The following is a 16019-nucleotide window of genomic DNA, read 5'->3' as shown; positions in this document are numbered from 1 at the left end:
ATCTTTATCGACGGGGCACGGTGCACCGGTCAATCTGTATCAAGACGAGTCATAGGAGGTCGTTGCAGGGTTGCCCTGCAACGACTGATGCGAGCTGTCAGCGACCTTTGAGCCAAAGGTAGATTCCCACCAACAGACCAATGGCGCAGATACCAGCAACGTAATAGGCCGGCGCCATCGGGCTGACCTTAAGCAGCGCGGTGACCACCATTGGCGTCAGGCCACCGAAGATCGCGTAAGCCAGGTTGTAGGAAAACGACAGGCCGCTGAAACGTACGACTGGCGGGAAGGCCTTGACCATGACGTAGGGCACAGCGCCGACGATGCCGACACACAGGCCGGTCAGGGCATACAGCGGGAACAGCCACTCGGGATGGCTGGGCAAGGTGTGATAGAAAGTCCAGGAAGTCACCAGCAACGCCAGGCTGCCAACAATGAACACCCGCCCGGCGCCAAAGCGGTCGGCCAAAGCCCCGGTACCGATGCAGCCCAGGCTGAGCAGGACAATGGCCAGGCTGTTGGCCTTCAGCGAATCGGTCGGGCTGACCTGATAAAAGCTCTGCAGCAGCGCCGGGGTCATCAGGATCACCACGACGATGCCAGCCGACAGCAGCCAGGTCAGCAGCATAGACAGCGCGATGGCACCGCGGTGGTCACGCAGCACCGCACGCAGCGGCACCTCTTCGGCCAGCGCCTTGCGCGCCTGCATCTCGGCAAACACCGGGGTTTCATGCAGCCAGCGACGCAGGTACACGGCGAACAAACCGAACACCCCGCCAAGCAGGAACGGGATACGCCAGGCGTAATCGGCGACTTCCTGCGGGCTGTAAACCGTGTTGATCAGCGTTGCCACCAACGAGCCAAGCAGGATCCCGGCCGTCAGGCCCGCCGTCAGCGTACCGCAGGCGTAGCCGGTGTTGCGGGCCGGCACGTGCTCGGAGACGAACACCCAGGCGCCCGGCACTTCACCGCCAATTGCCGCGCCCTGGATCACACGCATCACCAGCAGCAGGATCGGTGCCCACAGGCCGATCTGCGCGTAGGTTGGCAACAGGCCCATGATCAGGGTCGGCACGGCCATCATGAAAATGCTCAGGGTGAACATCTTCTTGCGCCCCAGCAGGTCGCCAAAGTGGGCCATGACGATGCCGCCCAGCGGCCGCGCCAGGTAGCCGGCGGCGAAGATACCAAACGTTTGCATCAAACGCAGCCATTCAGGCATTTCGGCGGGAAAGAACAGCTTGCCGACCACCGTGGCGAAGAACACGAAGATGATGAAATCGTAGAACTCCAGCGCACCGCCCAGGGCGGAAAGCGACAAAGTCTTGTAGTCACTGCGGGTCAGCGGCCTCGAAGGCTGCGCGATGGTGCCGGGCACGGAGGTCATAGGTCTCTCTTGTTGGCATTTCTTATTGGGGTGCAGGCCGCCTGGCGCGCGGGTTTGGGCCTGGGAAGCCTGGAACGATAGCAAATTGGCAGAAAAAGCACATAGCAGTACAAATTCAATACAAGTATTCATGACTGCATGGTCGTCGCTGCGCTTTCGTCTCTATATACTGGCCGCTTGTAGGAAGGGGTTGCGTCTTCTGAAGGATGTTGTGCGAAAACGCCGCTAGATATGCTTAGTCGGTTTCGCAGAGTTTCCCTTCGCCGCCTGGCAAAGCGAAAGCAGCGTAGAATAGTTGTGCTGAATCGTTTTTCGAGGCGTCTGTCATAGCGCCAACCAACGAAGCGTCATGGGTCAGAGGCACCCCCGGCATGATTGAACTCGAACAAGAAGATCCTATCCCGCAAGGCGACCTGGCCTTGCAAATCACTGCATTGCCCCGTGAAACCAACGGTTTCGGCGATATCTTTGGCGGCTGGCTAGTCGCCCAGATGGACCTGGCCGGTACCGCCATGGCCAGCCGCGTTGCCGGTGGCAGAGTGGCTACCGTGGCCATTGATCGCATGGCATTCCTGGTGCCGGTGGCTGTCGGCGCGCAGCTGTCCTTCTATACCCAGACCCTGGAAATCGGCCGTAGCTCGATTCAGATGATGGTTGAGGTGTGGAGCGACGATCCGTTGTCCAGCGAGTGGCGCAAGGTTACCGAAGCGGTATTCGTGTTTGTCGCCATCGACGGCAGCGGTCGCACCCGCTCGGTTCCTCCTCGTCGCTGAGACCACTGCGCGGTAAACTCGAAGGTATGCAAGCGGTCCAAGGCCGTACGGCAAACCAACGAGATAAAGCGCATGTCCACACCCAAGGTCGAATCCGAAAAGCACGGCGAACTCAATTGCTGGCGCATCACCAGCGACACGGCTGAACTGCTGGTCGCCCAGCAAGGCGCGCAGGTGCTCAGCTATCAACGGCTCGGCGAGCCGCCTTTGCTGTGGCTCAGCGAACAGGCCATTTTCAAGCAGGGCAAATCCGTGCGCGCCGGGATTCCGGTGTGCTGGCCCTGGTTTGGCATTTTCAAGCGCAACCCCGAGGCCGTGCAGGCCATGTATCACGCTGACGACGGCCCGGCCCATGGCCTGGTGCGCGGCCGTGACTGGCAATTGCTGGGCATCGACAGCAGTGGCGACGGCATCTGCATTGAATTCTCCCTTCCCGACACCCAGGGCGACCTTCCCGGCTGGCCGCACCTTGTCGAGCTCAAGCTGACTATCGTCATGGGCGAACAGCTGAGCATCACCCTCTCCAGCTACAACCTCGACAACGTCCCGGTCACTCTCAGCCAGGCGCTGCACAGCTATTTCGCCGTCAGCGATGTGCGCCAGGTGCAAGTCGAAGGGGTCGATGGCCTGAACTACATCGAAACCCTGGCTAACTGGGAGCAGCGCCAGCAGCAAGGCAACCTTGGTTTTGCCGGGGAAACCGACCGTATCTACCTGCAGGCACCTGAGCAACTGAGCATTGTCGATCCGGCCTGGAACCGGCGCGTGGTCATAACGGCCAAGGGCTCGCGTACGGCAGTGATCTGGAACCCCTGGACCGAGCGCGCCCTTGAGCTGCCGGACATGGCCGACGATGGCTGGCAGCGCATGCTCTGCATCGAGACCGCCAACGTGGTGGATGACCTGGTCACCTTGGCGCCGGGCGCGACCCATTCGCTGAGCCTTACCATCGCTAGCAAAGCGCTCTAGATCGTTATCGCGAGTCAAGCCCACTCCTACAGGAGCAGGCTTGACCCGCGATCATTCACAGATCCGCGTCTTCCACCACCCGCACCTTGGCCGCATCCATTGCATAGGCTGCATCAGCCAGATCATTGCTGACCTTCTCGACCTTCAGGGTTCCGTTGACCCACAGCGGCGTGTAGATGTCGTCGAGCTTCAGGCCCTTGGGATAGCGAACCAGCACCAGCTGGTTTGGAGGCGGTGGCGGCACGTGGATGCAGGCGCCCGGGTAAGGCACCAGGAAAAACAGGGTGCTGTTGCCCTTGGCGTCGGTTTCCAGCGGCACCGGATAACCACCCAGGCGGATCTGCTTGCCGTTCATGGCGGCCACGGTCTTGCTCGAATACATCACCGCCGGCAGGCCTTTGCTCTGCTTCAGGCCACCCTTGTCGGTGAAGGTGCCCATGGCTTCCGGAGAGTTGTGGTCGATTTCGGGCATCTGCTCGAGAGCTTTCTGGTCCGACTTGGGCATCAGTTCCAGCCAGTCGGTTTCCGGCAGTTCCGCCCGGGCCAGGCCGCTCAGCAGCAACAGGGAAAGGAGTAATACTCGGCGCATGAAAAAGCTCGGCAACGAAGGAGTTCGGTGCCGAGCATTCTAGCCTGCCATCAGCTCTTTTTGACGACCAGACCGTAGACCACCAGCAGGATAATCGCGCCCACCAGCGCGCCGAGGAAACCTGCACCTTCTCCAGCATGATAGATGCCCAACGCCTGGCCGCCGTAGGTCGCGGCAAGCGAACCGGCAATACCCAGTAGAATGGTCATGATCCAGCCCATGCTGTCGTCGCCCGGCTTTAGAAAGCGTGCCAACAGACCGACGATCAGGCCGATGAAGATGGTTCCGATGATACCCATGGCAATCCCTCTGAGTTAAATGGCGCATGCCAAAGCCTAGTCAGCGCTTTGGCATCCTGCCATCAGAGGGACAGCGGGGCGGGAAGGTTCCCTTCAGCCCTTGATCAGGGCTTCGACTTGCTGGATTTTCTGCTCCAGGGTCGTCAGGTCGTCGCAGCGCAGGGTGGCGTGGCCAACCTTGCGGCCGACCTTGAAGGCCTTGCCGTAGTGGTGCAGGTGGCATTCGTCGATGGCGATCACCTGGTCGACTGCCGGCACTTCACCGATGAAGTTGAGCATGGCGCTTTCACCGACCTTGGCGGTCGAGCCCAGCGGCAGGCCGGCGACGGCGCGCAGGTGGTTCTCAAACTGGCTGCACTCGGCGCCTTCAATGGTCCAGTGCCCGGAGTTATGCACCCGCGGGGCGATCTCGTTGGCCTTGAGGCCGCCATCGACTTCAAAGAACTCGAAAGCCAGCACGCCGACATAGTCGAGCTGCTTGAGCACGCGGCCGGCGTAGTCTTCGGCCAGGCTCTGGAGCAAGTGGTCTTCGCTGGCCACCGACAGGCGCAGGATGCCGTTCTCGTGGGTGTTGTGCACCAACGGGTAGAAACGGGTTTCGCCATCACGGGCGCGCACGGCGATCAGCGACACTTCGCCAGTGAACGGCACGAAGCCTTCGAGCAGGCACGGAACACTGCCCAGTTCGGCGAAGGTACCCACAACATCCTCGGCAGTTCGCAGCACTTTCTGACCTTTGCCGTCATAACCCAGGGTACGGGTCTTGAGCACGGCAGGCAGGCCAATGCTGGCGACGGCAGCATCCAGGTCGGCTTGCGACTGGATATCGGCGAAGGCCGGGGTGGGAATGCCCAGGTCCTTGAACATGCTCTTTTCGAACCAACGGTCGCGGGCGATGCGCAGGGATTCGGCACTCGGGTAGACCGGCACGAATTGCGAGAGGAAGGCCACGGTTTCAGCCGGGACGCTTTCGAACTCGAAGGTCACCAGGTCAACTTCGTCGGCCAACTGCCGCAGGTGGTCCTGGTCACCGTAATCGGCGCGCAGGTGCTCGCCCAGGGGCGCCGCGCAGGCGTCCGGAGCCGGATCGAGGAAAGCGAAGTTCATGCCCAGCGGCGTACCTGCCAGGGCCAACATGCGGCCCAGCTGGCCGCCACCGATTACACCGATTTTCATGCTTTTGACCTCAAGCCTGGCGCGGATCTGGATGGTCCAGAACGTTGTCTGTCTGCTCAGCGCGGAACTGTTTGAGCACAGTGTGGAACTGCGGGTGCTTGGCGCCGAGGATGCTCGCCGAGAGCAGCGCGGCGTTGATCGCACCGGCCTTGCCGATGGCCAGGGTGGCAACCGGAATGCCAGCTGGCATCTGCACGATCGACAGCAGCGAATCGACACCCGAGAGCATCGACGACTGCACCGGCACGCCCAGCACCGGCAGGTGAGTCTTGGCGGCGCACATGCCTGGCAGGTGGGCAGCACCACCGGCTCCGGCGATGATCACCTCGATGCCACGGCCTTCGGCCTCTTCGGCATACTGGAACAGCAGGTCCGGGGTACGGTGGGCAGAGACCACTTTGACCTCGTAGGGAATGCCGAGTTTTTCCAGCATATCGGCGGTGTGGCTAAGGGTGGACCAATCGGACTTGGAGCCCATGATCACGCCAACCAGTGCACTCATCGTCGAGCCTCTTCTCTTGGGCGCCCGCAGGCGCGTCAAAAAACAACAAGCCACGCGGGACGACCGGCGTGGCTTGTTATACGAATTAGGGCCGGGTGAAACCGACCGAAGGCCGCGCAGTATATCGCAAAGCGGTGCGTTTAATGCACTCCGACGACCAACTGTCGGCCTTATTTTTCGGGGCTTTGGCTGACTTTCGAGTCAAGCCCCGGCAGGCGAACCACCCTCCAGCTTGCGCCACAGCAGGCGCACGTTGGCCTTGCGCACCAGGGCGCAGCGATACAGGCGGATTTCCAGCGGTACGTGCCATTGGCTACCACCGCAAATCACCAGCTCGCCGCGCTCAAGCTCGGCCCGCGCCGACAGCCGCGGTACCCAGGCGATGCCCAGTCCTTCGAGGGCCATACTCTTGAGGCTGTCGGCCATCGCCGTTTCATAGACAGTGGTAAAGCGCAGGTTGCGCTGGCGCAGCAGCAGATTGACCGAACGGCCGAGGAACGCCCCGGCACTGTAGGCCAGCAACGGCACACTGCCCTCGCCTTCCAGGTCGAACAGCGGCTTGCCGTCGGCATCGGCGGCGCACACCGGGAGCATCTCGGTGTGGCCAAGGTGCAGCGAGGGGAAGATTTCCGCATCCATCTGCAAAGCCGCATCGGGGTCGTAGAAGGCCAGCATCAGGTCGCAGCCGCCTTCGCGCAGCGCATGCACGGCGTCGCCGACGTTGGTCGCCACCAGGCGCGTGGCGATGTTCAGGCCGTCGTTGCGCAGCTGCGCGATCCAGCGCGGGAAGAACCCCAGCGCCAGCGAGTGCGCCGCCGACACCTGGATCACCTCACCCTGCCCGCCTTCCAGGTGATGCAGATGGCGCAACACTTCGCCCAACTGGTCAACCACCGTCCGCGCCGTCACCAGGAACAATTGCCCCGCCGCCGTCAGTTCGATCGGCGTACGCGAGCGGTTGACCAGGGTCAGCCCCAATGCTGCTTCCAGGCTGCGAATACGCCGGCTGAAGGCCGGCTGGGTGACGAAGCGGCGCTCGGCGGCCTGGGAAAAGCTGCGGGTCGCGGCCAGGGCACTGAAATCTTCCAGCCATTTGCTCTCAAGGTTCATGGGCTCTCCAGGCATGCACCAAAATTGAACACGCTCGATCGGCAGTTGGCGTCACATCAACCCGTATGCCGTTTGTGCATAGGTTAGCGTGCAACAGCATTGGCCGCAAAATCGGCGCGGGCCTAGGATTGGCGCCATTCCGGCATGTGCCGGGTCAAAATCGAGATGATATCCATCATGTCCGCTGCTGCATCGTTCCGTGTCGAAAAAGATCTGCTTGGCACCCTCGAAGTTCCTGCTGATGCCTACTACGGTATCCAGACTCTGCGTGCTGCCAACAACTTCCACCTCTCCGGCGTTCCGCTGTCGCACTACCCTAAACTGGTTGTGGCCCTGGCCATGGTCAAACAGGCTGCTGCTGACGCGAACCGCGAGCTGGGTCACCTGAGCGATGCCAAGCACGCTGCCATCAGCGAGGCTTGCGCCCGTCTGATCCGCGGCGACTACCACGAGCAGTTCGTGGTCGACATGATTCAAGGCGGTGCTGGTACTTCTACCAACATGAACGCCAACGAAGTGATCGCCAACATCGCGCTGGAGGCCATGGGCCACCAGAAAGGCGAGTACAAGTACCTGCACCCGAACAACGACGTGAACATGGCGCAGTCGACCAACGACGCCTACCCGACCGCGATCCGTCTGGGTCTGCTGCTGGGTCACGACGCCCTGCTGGCCAGCCTTGACAGCCTGATCCAGGCCTTCGCCGCCAAAGGTCAGGAATTCGACCACGTACTGAAGATGGGCCGTACCCAGCTGCAGGACGCCGTGCCGATGACCCTGGGCCAGGAATTCCGCGCCTTCGCCACCACCATGACCGAAGACCTCAACCGTCTGCGTTCGCTGGCGCCAGAGCTGCTGACCGAAATCAACCTGGGCGGTACCGCCATCGGTACTGGCATCAACGCCGACCCGGGCTACCAGGCCCTCGCCGTTCAGCGTCTGGCCACCATCAGCGGCCAGCCGCTGGTACCGGCAGCCGACCTGATCGAAGCCACCTCGGACATGGGCGCCTTCGTCCTGTTCTCGGGCATGCTCAAGCGCACTGCGGTCAAGCTGTCGAAGATCTGCAACGACCTGCGTCTGCTGTCCAGCGGCCCACGTACCGGCATCAACGAAATCAACCTGCCAGCGCGTCAGCCAGGCAGCTCGATCATGCCAGGCAAGGTCAACCCGGTAATCCCGGAAGCGGTCAACCAGGTGGCCTTCGCCATCATGGGCAACGACCTGGCCCTGACTGTCGCGGCCGAAGGTGGCCAGCTGCAGTTGAACGTCATGGAGCCGCTGATTGCCTACAAGATCTTCGACTCGATCCGCCTGTTGCAACGCGCCATGGACATGCTGCGCGAGCACTGCATCGTCGGCATCACCGCCAACGAACAGCGCTGCCGTGAACTGGTCGAGCACTCGATCGGCCTGGTCACCGCCCTGAACCCGTACATCGGCTACGAAAACGCCACCCGTATCGCTGCCATCGCCCTGGAAAGCGGCCGTGGTGTGCTGGAACTGGTCCGTGAGGAAGGCCTGCTGGACGAAGAGATGCTCAACGACATCCTGCGTCCGGAAAACATGATTGCTCCGCGTCTGGTGCCGCTCAAGGCGTAACCGATGCTGTAACACGCTCACCAGGTCGAGGGACTAGACACCTCTCACCTTTTGAGGGCCCAGGGATCATTCCCCGGGCCCTTTTTTTATGCCCCTTCAGATGGCATATCCGCCACGCCAAGGCAGACGCGCGGCGCTCGCATCGGTATAGTGCCCGCCCTCTTGCGTGCCAGCCCCCTGGCGCTACACGCAGTAAAAGTCATCAAAAGCGAGGAACACTCCATGCTTGAAGTCATCAACGACTTCCTCTCGGGCAAGGTACTGATCGTGCTCATTGTCGGTCTGGGCAGTTACTTCACGATCCGCTCGCGTTTCGTTCAGTTGCGTTACTTCACCCACATGTTCGCGGTGTTTCGCGACAGCCTGCGCAGCAGCAGCGAACAGCTCAGCTCGTTCCAGGCGCTGATGCTCAGCCTGGCCGGGCGCGTCGGTGCCGGCAACATTGCCGGGGTCGGCATCGCCGTGACCCTCGGCGGCCCCGGTGCGGTGTTCTGGATGTGGGTGACCGCGCTGGTCGGCATGTCCAGCAGCTTCATCGAATGCACCCTTGGCCAGCTGTACAAGCGTTGCGACAGCGAAGGCCAGTACCGCGGCGGCCCGTCGTACTACATCGAACACGGCCTGGGCAAACGCTGGCTGGGCATGGTCATGGCCTTCCTGCTGCTGGTGACCTTCGGCTTCGCCTTCAACGGCCTGCAAGCCCACGCCGTGACTCACTCGCTGAACAACGCCTTCCAGTTCGACACCACCTACACCGGCATCGCCCTGGCCGTGCTGCTGGGCCTGGTGTTCATCGGCGGCATCAAGCGCATCGCCGCTGTCGCCGACCTGCTGGTGCCGGTCAAGACCCTGGCCTACATCGCCGTGACCCTGTACGTGATCGTGCTGCAGTTCGACCAGGTACCGGACATGCTGATGACCATCGTCAAGAGCGCGTTCGGCCTGGACCAGGCCTTCGGTGGCCTGGTCGGCAGCGCCATCATCATGGGCGTCAAACGCGGCGTGTTCGCCAACGAAGCCGGTCTTGGCAGCGCGCCCAACGTCGCCGCCGTAGCCGAAGTCGACCATCCGATTGCCCAGGGCGTGGTCCAGGCGTTTTCGGTGTTCCTCGACACCTTCATCATCTGCACCTGCACCGCCTTGCTGATCCTGCTTTCGGGCTTCTATACCCCGGGCTTCGAAGGTGACGGCATCGCCCTGACCCAGAACTCGCTGGCAGCGGTGGTCGGTGACTGGGGGCGAATCTTCATCAGCGTTGCCCTGGCGCTGTTCGTGTTCACCTCGATCCTCTACAACTATTACCTGGGCGAGAGCAACCTGCGCTTTCTGGTCGGCGACAACCGCAAGGCCCTGATCGGTTACCGCGCACTGGTGTTGCTGCTGATCTTCTGGGGCGCGGTGCAAAACCTGGGCACGGTGTTCGCGTTCGCCGACATCACCATGACGTGCCTGGCCTTCGTCAACCTGATCGCCCTGGCCCTGCTGTTCAAGGTGGCCATGCGCGTACTGCGCGACTACGACGACCAGCGCGCCGCCGGGATAAAAACGCCGGTGTTCGATTCGGCCAAGTTCGCCGACCTGGACCTCGACACCAAAGCCTGGCCAGCCAAGGTCGAAGACGCCAAGCGCTGACAGCCAGCCGACTGATGGCGTACTGTGGTCGGCTTATCCCAAGCCGACCACGGAGACAGGCGTATGGCAACTGCGCAACCGGCCCGCAACATCATGGTGCTGTACACCGGCGGCACCATCGGCATGCAAGCCAGCGCCAACGGCCTGGCCCCGGCCTCGGGCTTCGAGCAACGGATGCGCGAACAACTCGCCGGCCAGGCCGACATTCCCTCCTGGCAGTTCCGTGAACTGCTGCCGCTGATCGATAGCGCCAACATGACCCCGCAGTACTGGCAGCGCTTGCGTGCGGCGATCATCGAGGCGGTCGACGCAGGCGGCGATGCCGTACTGGTCTTGCACGGCACCGACACCCTGGCCTACAGCGCCGCGGCCATGAGCTTCCAGTTGCTTGGCTTGCAGGCCCCGGTGCTGTTCACCGGCTCCATGCTGCCGGCCGGCGTGGCCGACAGCGATGCCTGGGAAAACCTCACCGAAGCACTACAAGCCCTGGCCGCAGGCGTCACGCCGGGTGTGCAACTGTACTTTCACGGTGAACTGCTGGCCCCGCACCGTACCGCCAAGGTACGCAGCTTTGGCCGGCACCCGTTCGTTACCCTCAAGCGCTTTTCAGGCGCTGGCGCAACACAGCCCGTGCCTGCGGCGCTCGACTATCGCCAGCCGAAACAGCTTGCCAACATCGCAGTGCTGCCGCTGGTACCGGGGTTTGGCGCACCCCTGTTGCAGGCTGCGCTTGCCAGCGGTGTACAGGGCTTGATTCTCGAATGCTTTGGCAGTGGCACCGGCCCGTCCGACAACCCCGACTTTCTCGCCGCCCTGGCCGAAGCTCAGGCACGTGACATCGTTGTGGTCGCCATCACCCAGTGCCATGAAGGCGGGGTCGAGCTGGATGTCTACGAGGCTGGCAGTCGGCTGCGTCAGGTCGGCGTGCTGTCGGGCGGCGGCATGACCCGTGAAGCGCTGTTCGGCAAGTTGCAGTTGCTGCTGGGCAGTGGCTTGCCAGTTGCCGAAGTACGGCGCCTGGTCGAGCAGGATCTTTGCGGGGAGTTGCGGTAAGCGGCTCAAGGCATACAAATTGCTCGACTTGTTCGGCCAACCTGCCGAAAGAAGCCGAGCATGCTCCATTCACACCTCACCACCCTCAACGCCGTGTCCCTGGTTCTACAAGCCTTTCAAGGCCAGGGCCCCGGCGATCAAGTGCTGCTTGCGGGCAGCGGTATCAGCCCGGCAGACCTGGGCCGCGCCGACTCACGCATCACCACCCGCCAAGAGATGCTGGTGTGTGCCAATGCCGTGGCCCAGCGCCGCGAGGTGGGCCTGGAGCTAGGCCGGCGCATGCATGTTTCCTGCTACGGCATGCTGGGTTACGCCCTGCTCTCCAGTGCCACCTTAGGTGACGCTTTGCGCCTGGCGATGCAGTACCCGGCGCTACTGGGAACACTTTTCCAGCTGCGCCTGGTCGACGACGGCGAGCGGGTATGGTTCAGCGCCAGCGATTATCGCGAAGAACCTCAACTGGCGGCATTCAATGCCGAGTTCTGCCTGACCTCGCTGAAAGTCATCTGCGACGACCTGCTCGGCCAACCGCTGCCGTTGCTGGCTGCACGCTTCGCCCACCCGACTCCGGATTACCATGCGCTTTATGGCGAAAGTTTCGCCTGCCCGTTGCGCTTCGACGCTGCGGACAATGCCTTCGCCTTCGCCCGTTCATGGCTGGACCATCCTCTGCCGCTGGCCGACCAGATTACCCACCGGGCCATGAGCGAGCGCTGCCGGCGGCTTAACCTGGAGTTCACCGGCCGCCAGGCCTGGCTCGGCCGAATCCGCCAACTGCTACTGGACCAACTCGATGCGGCCCCCGGCCTGGAAGGCCTGGCGCGGCAGATGAACTGCTCGTCGCGCACCTTGCGCCGGCATTTGCAGGAACTGGGCAGCAGTTATCAACAGCTGCTCGATGAATTGCGCTTCGAACGCGCCAAGCAGCTGTTGGCTGAAGACCAGTTGCCCATTTACCGCATCGCCGAACTGCTCGGCTTCAGTGAAACCGCCAGTTTTCGCCACGCCTTCATGCGTTGGAGCGGGGTTGCGCCGAGTCACTTTCGCGCCTGAACACGGCGGTTGCTCCGCCAGGGGGCGAAATCCGGACAACCAGGTTGGCCATATCGATCCCCTTTTGGCCGTTTCCGTCGTTCTGCACCGGGCCCGCGCCACCAACAATGGAGCGACGCCAGTGACCCGGAGAACAACAAAATGCTGACGATCTATTCCGATGACCACCGCCTGCACCACGGCCGCTGCGAGCTGATCGACGGGCAACTGATGCCCTGCTTCGAAATGCCCTCGCGCGCCGACCATGTTCTGGAGCGAGTAAAAACCCGCGAGCTGGGAGCAATCAAAGGCCCTGCCGATTTCGGCCGCGCGCCCTTGCTGCGCGTGCACAGCGCCGATTACCTGAACTTCTTCGAAGGCGCCTGGCAACGCTGGACCCAACTGGGCCATGAAGGCGACCTGCTGCCCTTCACCTGGCCGGCGCGCACCTTGCGCAGCGTCAAACCCACCGGCCTGCATGGCGAGCTCGGTTACTACAGCTTCGACGCCGGCGCACCAATCACCGCAGGCACCTGGCAAGCCGCTTACAGCGCCGCGCAAGTGGCCCTCACCGCCCAGGCTGCGATCCAGACCGGCGCCCATAGCGCCTTCGCCCTCTGCCGGCCACCGGGACACCACGCCGCCAGCGACGTCATGGGCGGCTACTGCTACCTCAACAACGCCGCCATCGCCGCCCAGGCATTCCTCGACCAGGGCCGACGCAAGGTAGCGATCCTCGATGTCGACTATCACCACGGCAACGGTACCCAGGAAATCTTCTACCAACGCAGCGATGTGTTCTTCGCCTCGATTCATGGTGATCCGCAGGCCGAGTTCCCGTTTTTCCTCGGCTATGCCGACGAGCAAGGCGAAGGTGAAGGCCTGGGCTACAACGTCAACTACCCGCTACCGGCTGGCAGTGACTGGCCGACCTGGAGCAAGGCCCTGGATGAAGCCTGTGAACGCATCGCCGCCTATGGCCCGGACGTGCTGGTGATTTCCCTGGGGGTCGACACTTTCAAGGACGACCCGATTTCCCAGTTCAAGCTCGACAGCCCCGACTACCTGAAGATGGGCGAACGCATTGCCCGGCTCGGCAAGCCGACGCTGTTCGTCATGGAAGGAGGTTATGCGGTCGAGGAAATCGGCACCAACGCGGTGAACGTACTCGAAGGTTTCGAACGCGCCCAACAGGAAGCTCAAGCATGACCCGACTCAAGCGCCTGCTCGCCCCCCTGCTCTGCAGCACCCTGCTCGCCGGTAGCCTGGAAGCTGCCGAACAACGCACCCTGCGGGTCTACAACTGGTTCGACTACATCACCCCGCAAACCCTGGTGGACTTCCAGAAAGACAGCCAGGTAAAACTCATCTACGACATCTTCGACACCAACGAAGCGCTGGAAGCCAAGCTACTGACCGGCAACTCCGGCTACGACGTGGTGGTGCCGTCCAACGTGTTCCTGGCCAAGCAGATCGAAGCCGGGGTGTTCCAGCCGCTGGACCGCAGCAAGCTGCCGAACTGGCAGCACCTGGACCCGAAACTGATGAAGCTGATCGAGGCCAACGACCCCGGCAACAAGTTCGCCGTGCCCTACATGTACGGCACCGTGCTGATCGGCTTCAACCCGGCCAAGGTCAAGGCGGCGCTGGGCGACAATGCCCCGGTGGACAGCTGGGACCTGATCTTCAAGGAGGAGAACATCGCCAAGCTCAAGCAGTGCGGCGTGGCCTTGCTCGACTCGCCGTCGGAGATCTAGCCGCTGGCCCTGCAGTACCTCGGCTTGCCACCGAACAGCACGAAACCGGCGGACTACAAAAAGGCTGAAGAGCTGCTGCTGAAGATCCGCCCGCACGTCACCTACTTCCACTCCTCCAAATACATGGCCGATATCGCCAATGGCGACATCTGCGTGGCGGTCGGCTACTCGGGCAGCTTCTCCCAGGCGGCCAACCGCGCCACCGAGGCGAAAAACGGCGTGGTCGTCGACATGCGCCTACCCAAGGAAGGTGCGCCGATCTGGTTCGACATGCTGGCTATCCCCAAAGGTGCCGCCAACCCGGAAGATGCCTACACCTTCATCAACTACCTGCTGCAGCCCAAGGTGATCGCCCCCATCAGCGACTTTGTCGGTTACCCGAACCCGAACAAGGACGCCACCGAACGGGTTGCGCCGGCGATTCGCAACAACCCCAACCTTTACCCGACCGAAGAAGCCATGGCCAAGCTCTACACCCTGCAGCCACTGCCGCGGGATGCCGAGCGGGCGCGCACCCGCGCCTGGACCAAGATCAAGGCCGGCACCTGACCCTCACTGGCGCCAGGCCCGCCGCAAGCGGGCCAGGGCGTCGGCAGTGGCGGCTTCGTCCACAGCGGCGAAGCCCAGCACCAGGCCGGCGCGCTTATCCACAGGGACCGTCGAGTCTGGCAACCAGTAATCGCTCAGGGCATTGAGCTCAACGCCCACCGCTTCAGCGCGAGCGATCAAATCCTGCTCGCGGGCATAGCTGTCGACGTCGACTTTCACATGCAATCCGGCCGCTACCTCAGGCATCGGCCCGACACCTGCAACGTCCGTGGGCCAGCCCGCTTTCAACGCATTGCGTCGATTCAAGGCGGCTCGGCGCATGCGCCGGATATGCCGCTGGAAATGCCCCTGGGCCATGAACTGCGCCATTACCGCCTGGGTGCCCACCTCCGAATGCCGTACGGCCAGCGCCCGACAGCGGGAAAAGGCCTGCACCAGTTGCTTGGGCAACACCAGGTAGCCCAGGCGCAGCGCCGGAAAGGCGATCTTGCCGAAGGTGCCGACATACAGCACCCGCCCGCTACGATCCAGCGCCGCCAGAGGCGCGAGCGGGTCACCGCTGTAGCGGTACTCGCCGTCATAGTCGTCCTCGATGATCCAGCCGTCCTTGCGCTCGGCCCAGGCCAGCAGTTGCAGGCGCCGGGCCAGGCTCATGGTGACGCCGGTGGGGTACTGGTGCGACGGCGTCACGTAGCTGAGGCGGCAATGTTCCACGGCATTGAGCGCTGTGCAGTCCAGGCCTTCGTGATCCACCGCCACCCCTTGCACCTTTGCCCCGGTCAGCGCGAAGGCGTTGCCGGCAGCCCGGTAACCGGGGTTTTCCACAGCCACTACTTCGCCGGGCTCCAGCAGCAGCTGTGCACAAAGGCTGATGGCTTGCTGTGCGCCGCTGGTGATCACAATTTGTTCAGCCATGCAGGAAAGCCCACGAGACAGGCGCAAATAGGTCGCAATCAGTTCGCGAAGTTGTGGCTCGCCGGCCGGGTCGCCGTAACCCAGCGCCGTCGGATCAGGATTGCGCCAGAAACCCGCCTGCAGCTTGGCCCAGACGTCGAACGGGAACAGGTCGAACGCCGGTAAACCGACGCGGAATGCCCGCGGCGGACCGCTTTTCGGCGGCGGTAAATGGTGGTTTTCCAGGCGACTTAGAGGCGTTCTGTGGATAACTTTACTGGATGAATCCTCAGTATTTTCCACCGATTTTGTGGATAACCCTGTGGAAAAACCCAGGGATAACCCTGTGGATACTTTTGTGGATAGTTTTGGCAGCTGGCTGACATAGGTGCCATCGCCGACCCGGCTTTCGATATAGCCTTCGGCGTACAACTGGTCATAGGCACGTACCACGCTGTTGCGTGAAAGCGCCAGCACCGCAGCCATGTCGCGGCTGGCCGGCAGGCGCGTGCCACTGCTCAGGCGGCCGTCCAGCACCCGCATGCGCAGGGCCTGGTAAAGCTGGCGGCTGAGTCCCTGGCGGCGATCAAGAACGATGCCCGTCGGGTCGAACGGCAAAGTGAAGGGACGCTCGCTCATGATAATGGACCTATTAAATTAGCTGGAAATGGCTCTTACCTTAGTCCAATAGCCTG

The 16019-nt window shown here is 62.5% G+C and carries 14 protein-coding genes and 1 pseudogene; 8 read left to right on the top strand and 7 right to left on the bottom strand.

The window, feature by feature from the left end; translation table 11 throughout:
- Window positions 1-97: 97 nt before the first annotated feature.
- On the bottom strand, window positions 98-1387 hold the full coding sequence (locus F8N82_RS25115) for an MFS transporter (RefSeq protein WP_038997976.1): 1290 nt from the start codon (window positions 1385-1387) through the stop codon (window positions 98-100).
- A gap of 371 nt (window positions 1388-1758) precedes the next feature.
- On the opposite strand from F8N82_RS25115, the gene F8N82_RS25110 reads away from it, so the two are divergent.
- The gene (locus F8N82_RS25110; RefSeq protein WP_009402429.1) at window positions 1759-2160 is read left to right on the top strand and encodes an acyl-CoA thioesterase; all 402 of its coding nucleotides are present in this window, start codon (window positions 1759-1761) and stop codon (window positions 2158-2160) included.
- A gap of 72 nt (window positions 2161-2232) precedes the next feature.
- Entirely contained in the window at window positions 2233-3129 is an 897-nt protein-coding gene (locus F8N82_RS25105; protein WP_038997975.1) for a D-hexose-6-phosphate mutarotase, read from the top strand.
- A 55-nt stretch (window positions 3130-3184) separates the two neighbouring features.
- On the opposite strand, the gene F8N82_RS25100 is transcribed toward F8N82_RS25105, so the two are convergent.
- The 5 genes from F8N82_RS25100 to F8N82_RS25080 all read right to left on the bottom strand — a co-directional run bounded on the left by F8N82_RS25100 (window position 3185) and on the right by F8N82_RS25080 (window position 6805).
- Entirely contained in the window at window positions 3185-3718 is a 534-nt protein-coding gene (locus tag F8N82_RS25100; RefSeq protein WP_038999676.1) for a DUF3299 domain-containing protein, read from the bottom strand.
- 50 nt (window positions 3719-3768) lie between these two features.
- Complete coding sequence (locus F8N82_RS25095) at window positions 3769-4017, bottom strand: GlsB/YeaQ/YmgE family stress response membrane protein (RefSeq protein ID WP_038997974.1); 249 nt, start codon at window positions 4015-4017, stop codon at window positions 3769-3771.
- 93 nt (window positions 4018-4110) lie between these two features.
- Window positions 4111-5193, bottom strand: a complete 1083-nt coding sequence (locus F8N82_RS25090; protein ID WP_038997972.1) for a 5-(carboxyamino)imidazole ribonucleotide synthase — start codon at window positions 5191-5193, stop codon at window positions 4111-4113.
- Window positions 5194-5203: 10 nt separating this feature from the next.
- Window positions 5204-5695, bottom strand: a complete 492-nt coding sequence (gene purE, locus F8N82_RS25085) for a 5-(carboxyamino)imidazole ribonucleotide mutase (protein WP_010222805.1) — start codon at window positions 5693-5695, stop codon at window positions 5204-5206.
- A gap of 201 nt (window positions 5696-5896) precedes the next feature.
- The gene (locus F8N82_RS25080) at window positions 5897-6805 is read right to left on the bottom strand and encodes a LysR substrate-binding domain-containing protein (protein ID WP_038997971.1); all 909 of its coding nucleotides are present in this window, start codon (window positions 6803-6805) and stop codon (window positions 5897-5899) included.
- Between the two features lie 177 nt (window positions 6806-6982).
- Between F8N82_RS25080 and aspA the strand changes: the two genes are divergently transcribed.
- The 6 genes and pseudogenes from aspA (at window position 6983) to F8N82_RS25050 (ending at window position 14430) form a co-directional block, all read left to right on the top strand.
- Window positions 6983-8407 (top strand): aspartate ammonia-lyase, encoded by a 1425-nt coding sequence (gene aspA / locus F8N82_RS25075; protein ID WP_010222803.1) that lies wholly within the window; start codon window positions 6983-6985, stop codon window positions 8405-8407.
- A 222-nt stretch (window positions 8408-8629) separates the two neighbouring features.
- A complete protein-coding gene (locus tag F8N82_RS25070) occupies window positions 8630-10039 on the top strand; it encodes an alanine/glycine:cation symporter family protein (RefSeq protein ID WP_038997970.1) in 1410 nt (469 codons plus the stop codon).
- Window positions 10040-10102: 63 nt separating this feature from the next.
- Window positions 10103-11092 (top strand): asparaginase, encoded by a 990-nt coding sequence (locus F8N82_RS25065; RefSeq protein ID WP_038997969.1) that lies wholly within the window; start codon window positions 10103-10105, stop codon window positions 11090-11092.
- A 60-nt stretch (window positions 11093-11152) separates the two neighbouring features.
- Window positions 11153-12145: an AraC family transcriptional regulator gene (locus F8N82_RS25060; protein ID WP_038997968.1), complete on the top strand. Its 993-nt coding sequence runs from the start codon at window positions 11153-11155 to the stop codon at window positions 12143-12145.
- Window positions 12146-12286: 141 nt separating this feature from the next.
- On the top strand, window positions 12287-13333 hold the full coding sequence (locus tag F8N82_RS25055) for a histone deacetylase family protein (RefSeq protein WP_038997967.1): 1047 nt from the start codon (window positions 12287-12289) through the stop codon (window positions 13331-13333).
- Window positions 13330-14430, top strand: a pseudogene (locus F8N82_RS25050) (polyamine ABC transporter substrate-binding protein). Before F8N82_RS25055 ends, F8N82_RS25050 begins: the two are co-directional and overlap by 4 nt.
- A gap of 3 nt (window positions 14431-14433) precedes the next feature.
- On the opposite strand, the gene F8N82_RS25045 reads toward F8N82_RS25050, so the two are convergent.
- Window positions 14434-15963: a PLP-dependent aminotransferase family protein gene (locus F8N82_RS25045; RefSeq protein ID WP_038997965.1), complete on the bottom strand. Its 1530-nt coding sequence runs from the start codon at window positions 15961-15963 to the stop codon at window positions 14434-14436.
- Window positions 15964-16019: the final 56 nt, after the last annotated feature.

The organism is Pseudomonas fluorescens, assembly GCF_902497775.2.
Taxonomy (GTDB): domain Bacteria; phylum Pseudomonadota; class Gammaproteobacteria; order Pseudomonadales; family Pseudomonadaceae; genus Aquipseudomonas; species Aquipseudomonas putida_F.
Note: the sequence above shows the minus strand (reverse complement) of the source record. Positions and strands in the feature narration are given on the sequence as shown.

Excerpts from the sequence above, each read along its gene's own strand:
- F8N82_RS25115 (WP_038997976.1), bottom strand. The coding sequence starts at position 1,387 with ATGACCTCCGTGCCCGGCACCATCGCGCAGCCTTCGAGGCCGCTGACC.
- F8N82_RS25110 (WP_009402429.1), top strand. The coding sequence starts at position 1,759 with ATGATTGAACTCGAACAAGAAGATCCTATCCCGCAAGGCGACCTGGCC.
- F8N82_RS25105 (WP_038997975.1), top strand. The coding sequence starts at position 2,233 with ATGTCCACACCCAAGGTCGAATCCGAAAAGCACGGCGAACTCAATTGC.
- F8N82_RS25100 (WP_038999676.1), bottom strand. The coding sequence starts at position 3,718 with ATGCGCCGAGTATTACTCCTTTCCCTGTTGCTGCTGAGCGGCCTGGCC.
- F8N82_RS25095 (WP_038997974.1), bottom strand. The coding sequence starts at position 4,017 with ATGGGTATCATCGGAACCATCTTCATCGGCCTGATCGTCGGTCTGTTG.
- F8N82_RS25090 (WP_038997972.1), bottom strand. The coding sequence starts at position 5,193 with ATGAAAATCGGTGTAATCGGTGGCGGCCAGCTGGGCCGCATGTTGGCC.
- purE (WP_010222805.1), bottom strand. The coding sequence starts at position 5,695 with ATGAGTGCACTGGTTGGCGTGATCATGGGCTCCAAGTCCGATTGGTCC.
- F8N82_RS25080 (WP_038997971.1), bottom strand. The coding sequence starts at position 6,805 with ATGAACCTTGAGAGCAAATGGCTGGAAGATTTCAGTGCCCTGGCCGCG.
- aspA (WP_010222803.1), top strand. The coding sequence starts at position 6,983 with ATGTCCGCTGCTGCATCGTTCCGTGTCGAAAAAGATCTGCTTGGCACC.
- F8N82_RS25070 (WP_038997970.1), top strand. The coding sequence starts at position 8,630 with ATGCTTGAAGTCATCAACGACTTCCTCTCGGGCAAGGTACTGATCGTG.
- F8N82_RS25065 (WP_038997969.1), top strand. The coding sequence starts at position 10,103 with ATGGCAACTGCGCAACCGGCCCGCAACATCATGGTGCTGTACACCGGC.
- F8N82_RS25060 (WP_038997968.1), top strand. The coding sequence starts at position 11,153 with ATGCTCCATTCACACCTCACCACCCTCAACGCCGTGTCCCTGGTTCTA.
- F8N82_RS25055 (WP_038997967.1), top strand. The coding sequence starts at position 12,287 with ATGCTGACGATCTATTCCGATGACCACCGCCTGCACCACGGCCGCTGC.
- F8N82_RS25045 (WP_038997965.1), bottom strand. The coding sequence starts at position 15,963 with ATGAGCGAGCGTCCCTTCACTTTGCCGTTCGACCCGACGGGCATCGTT.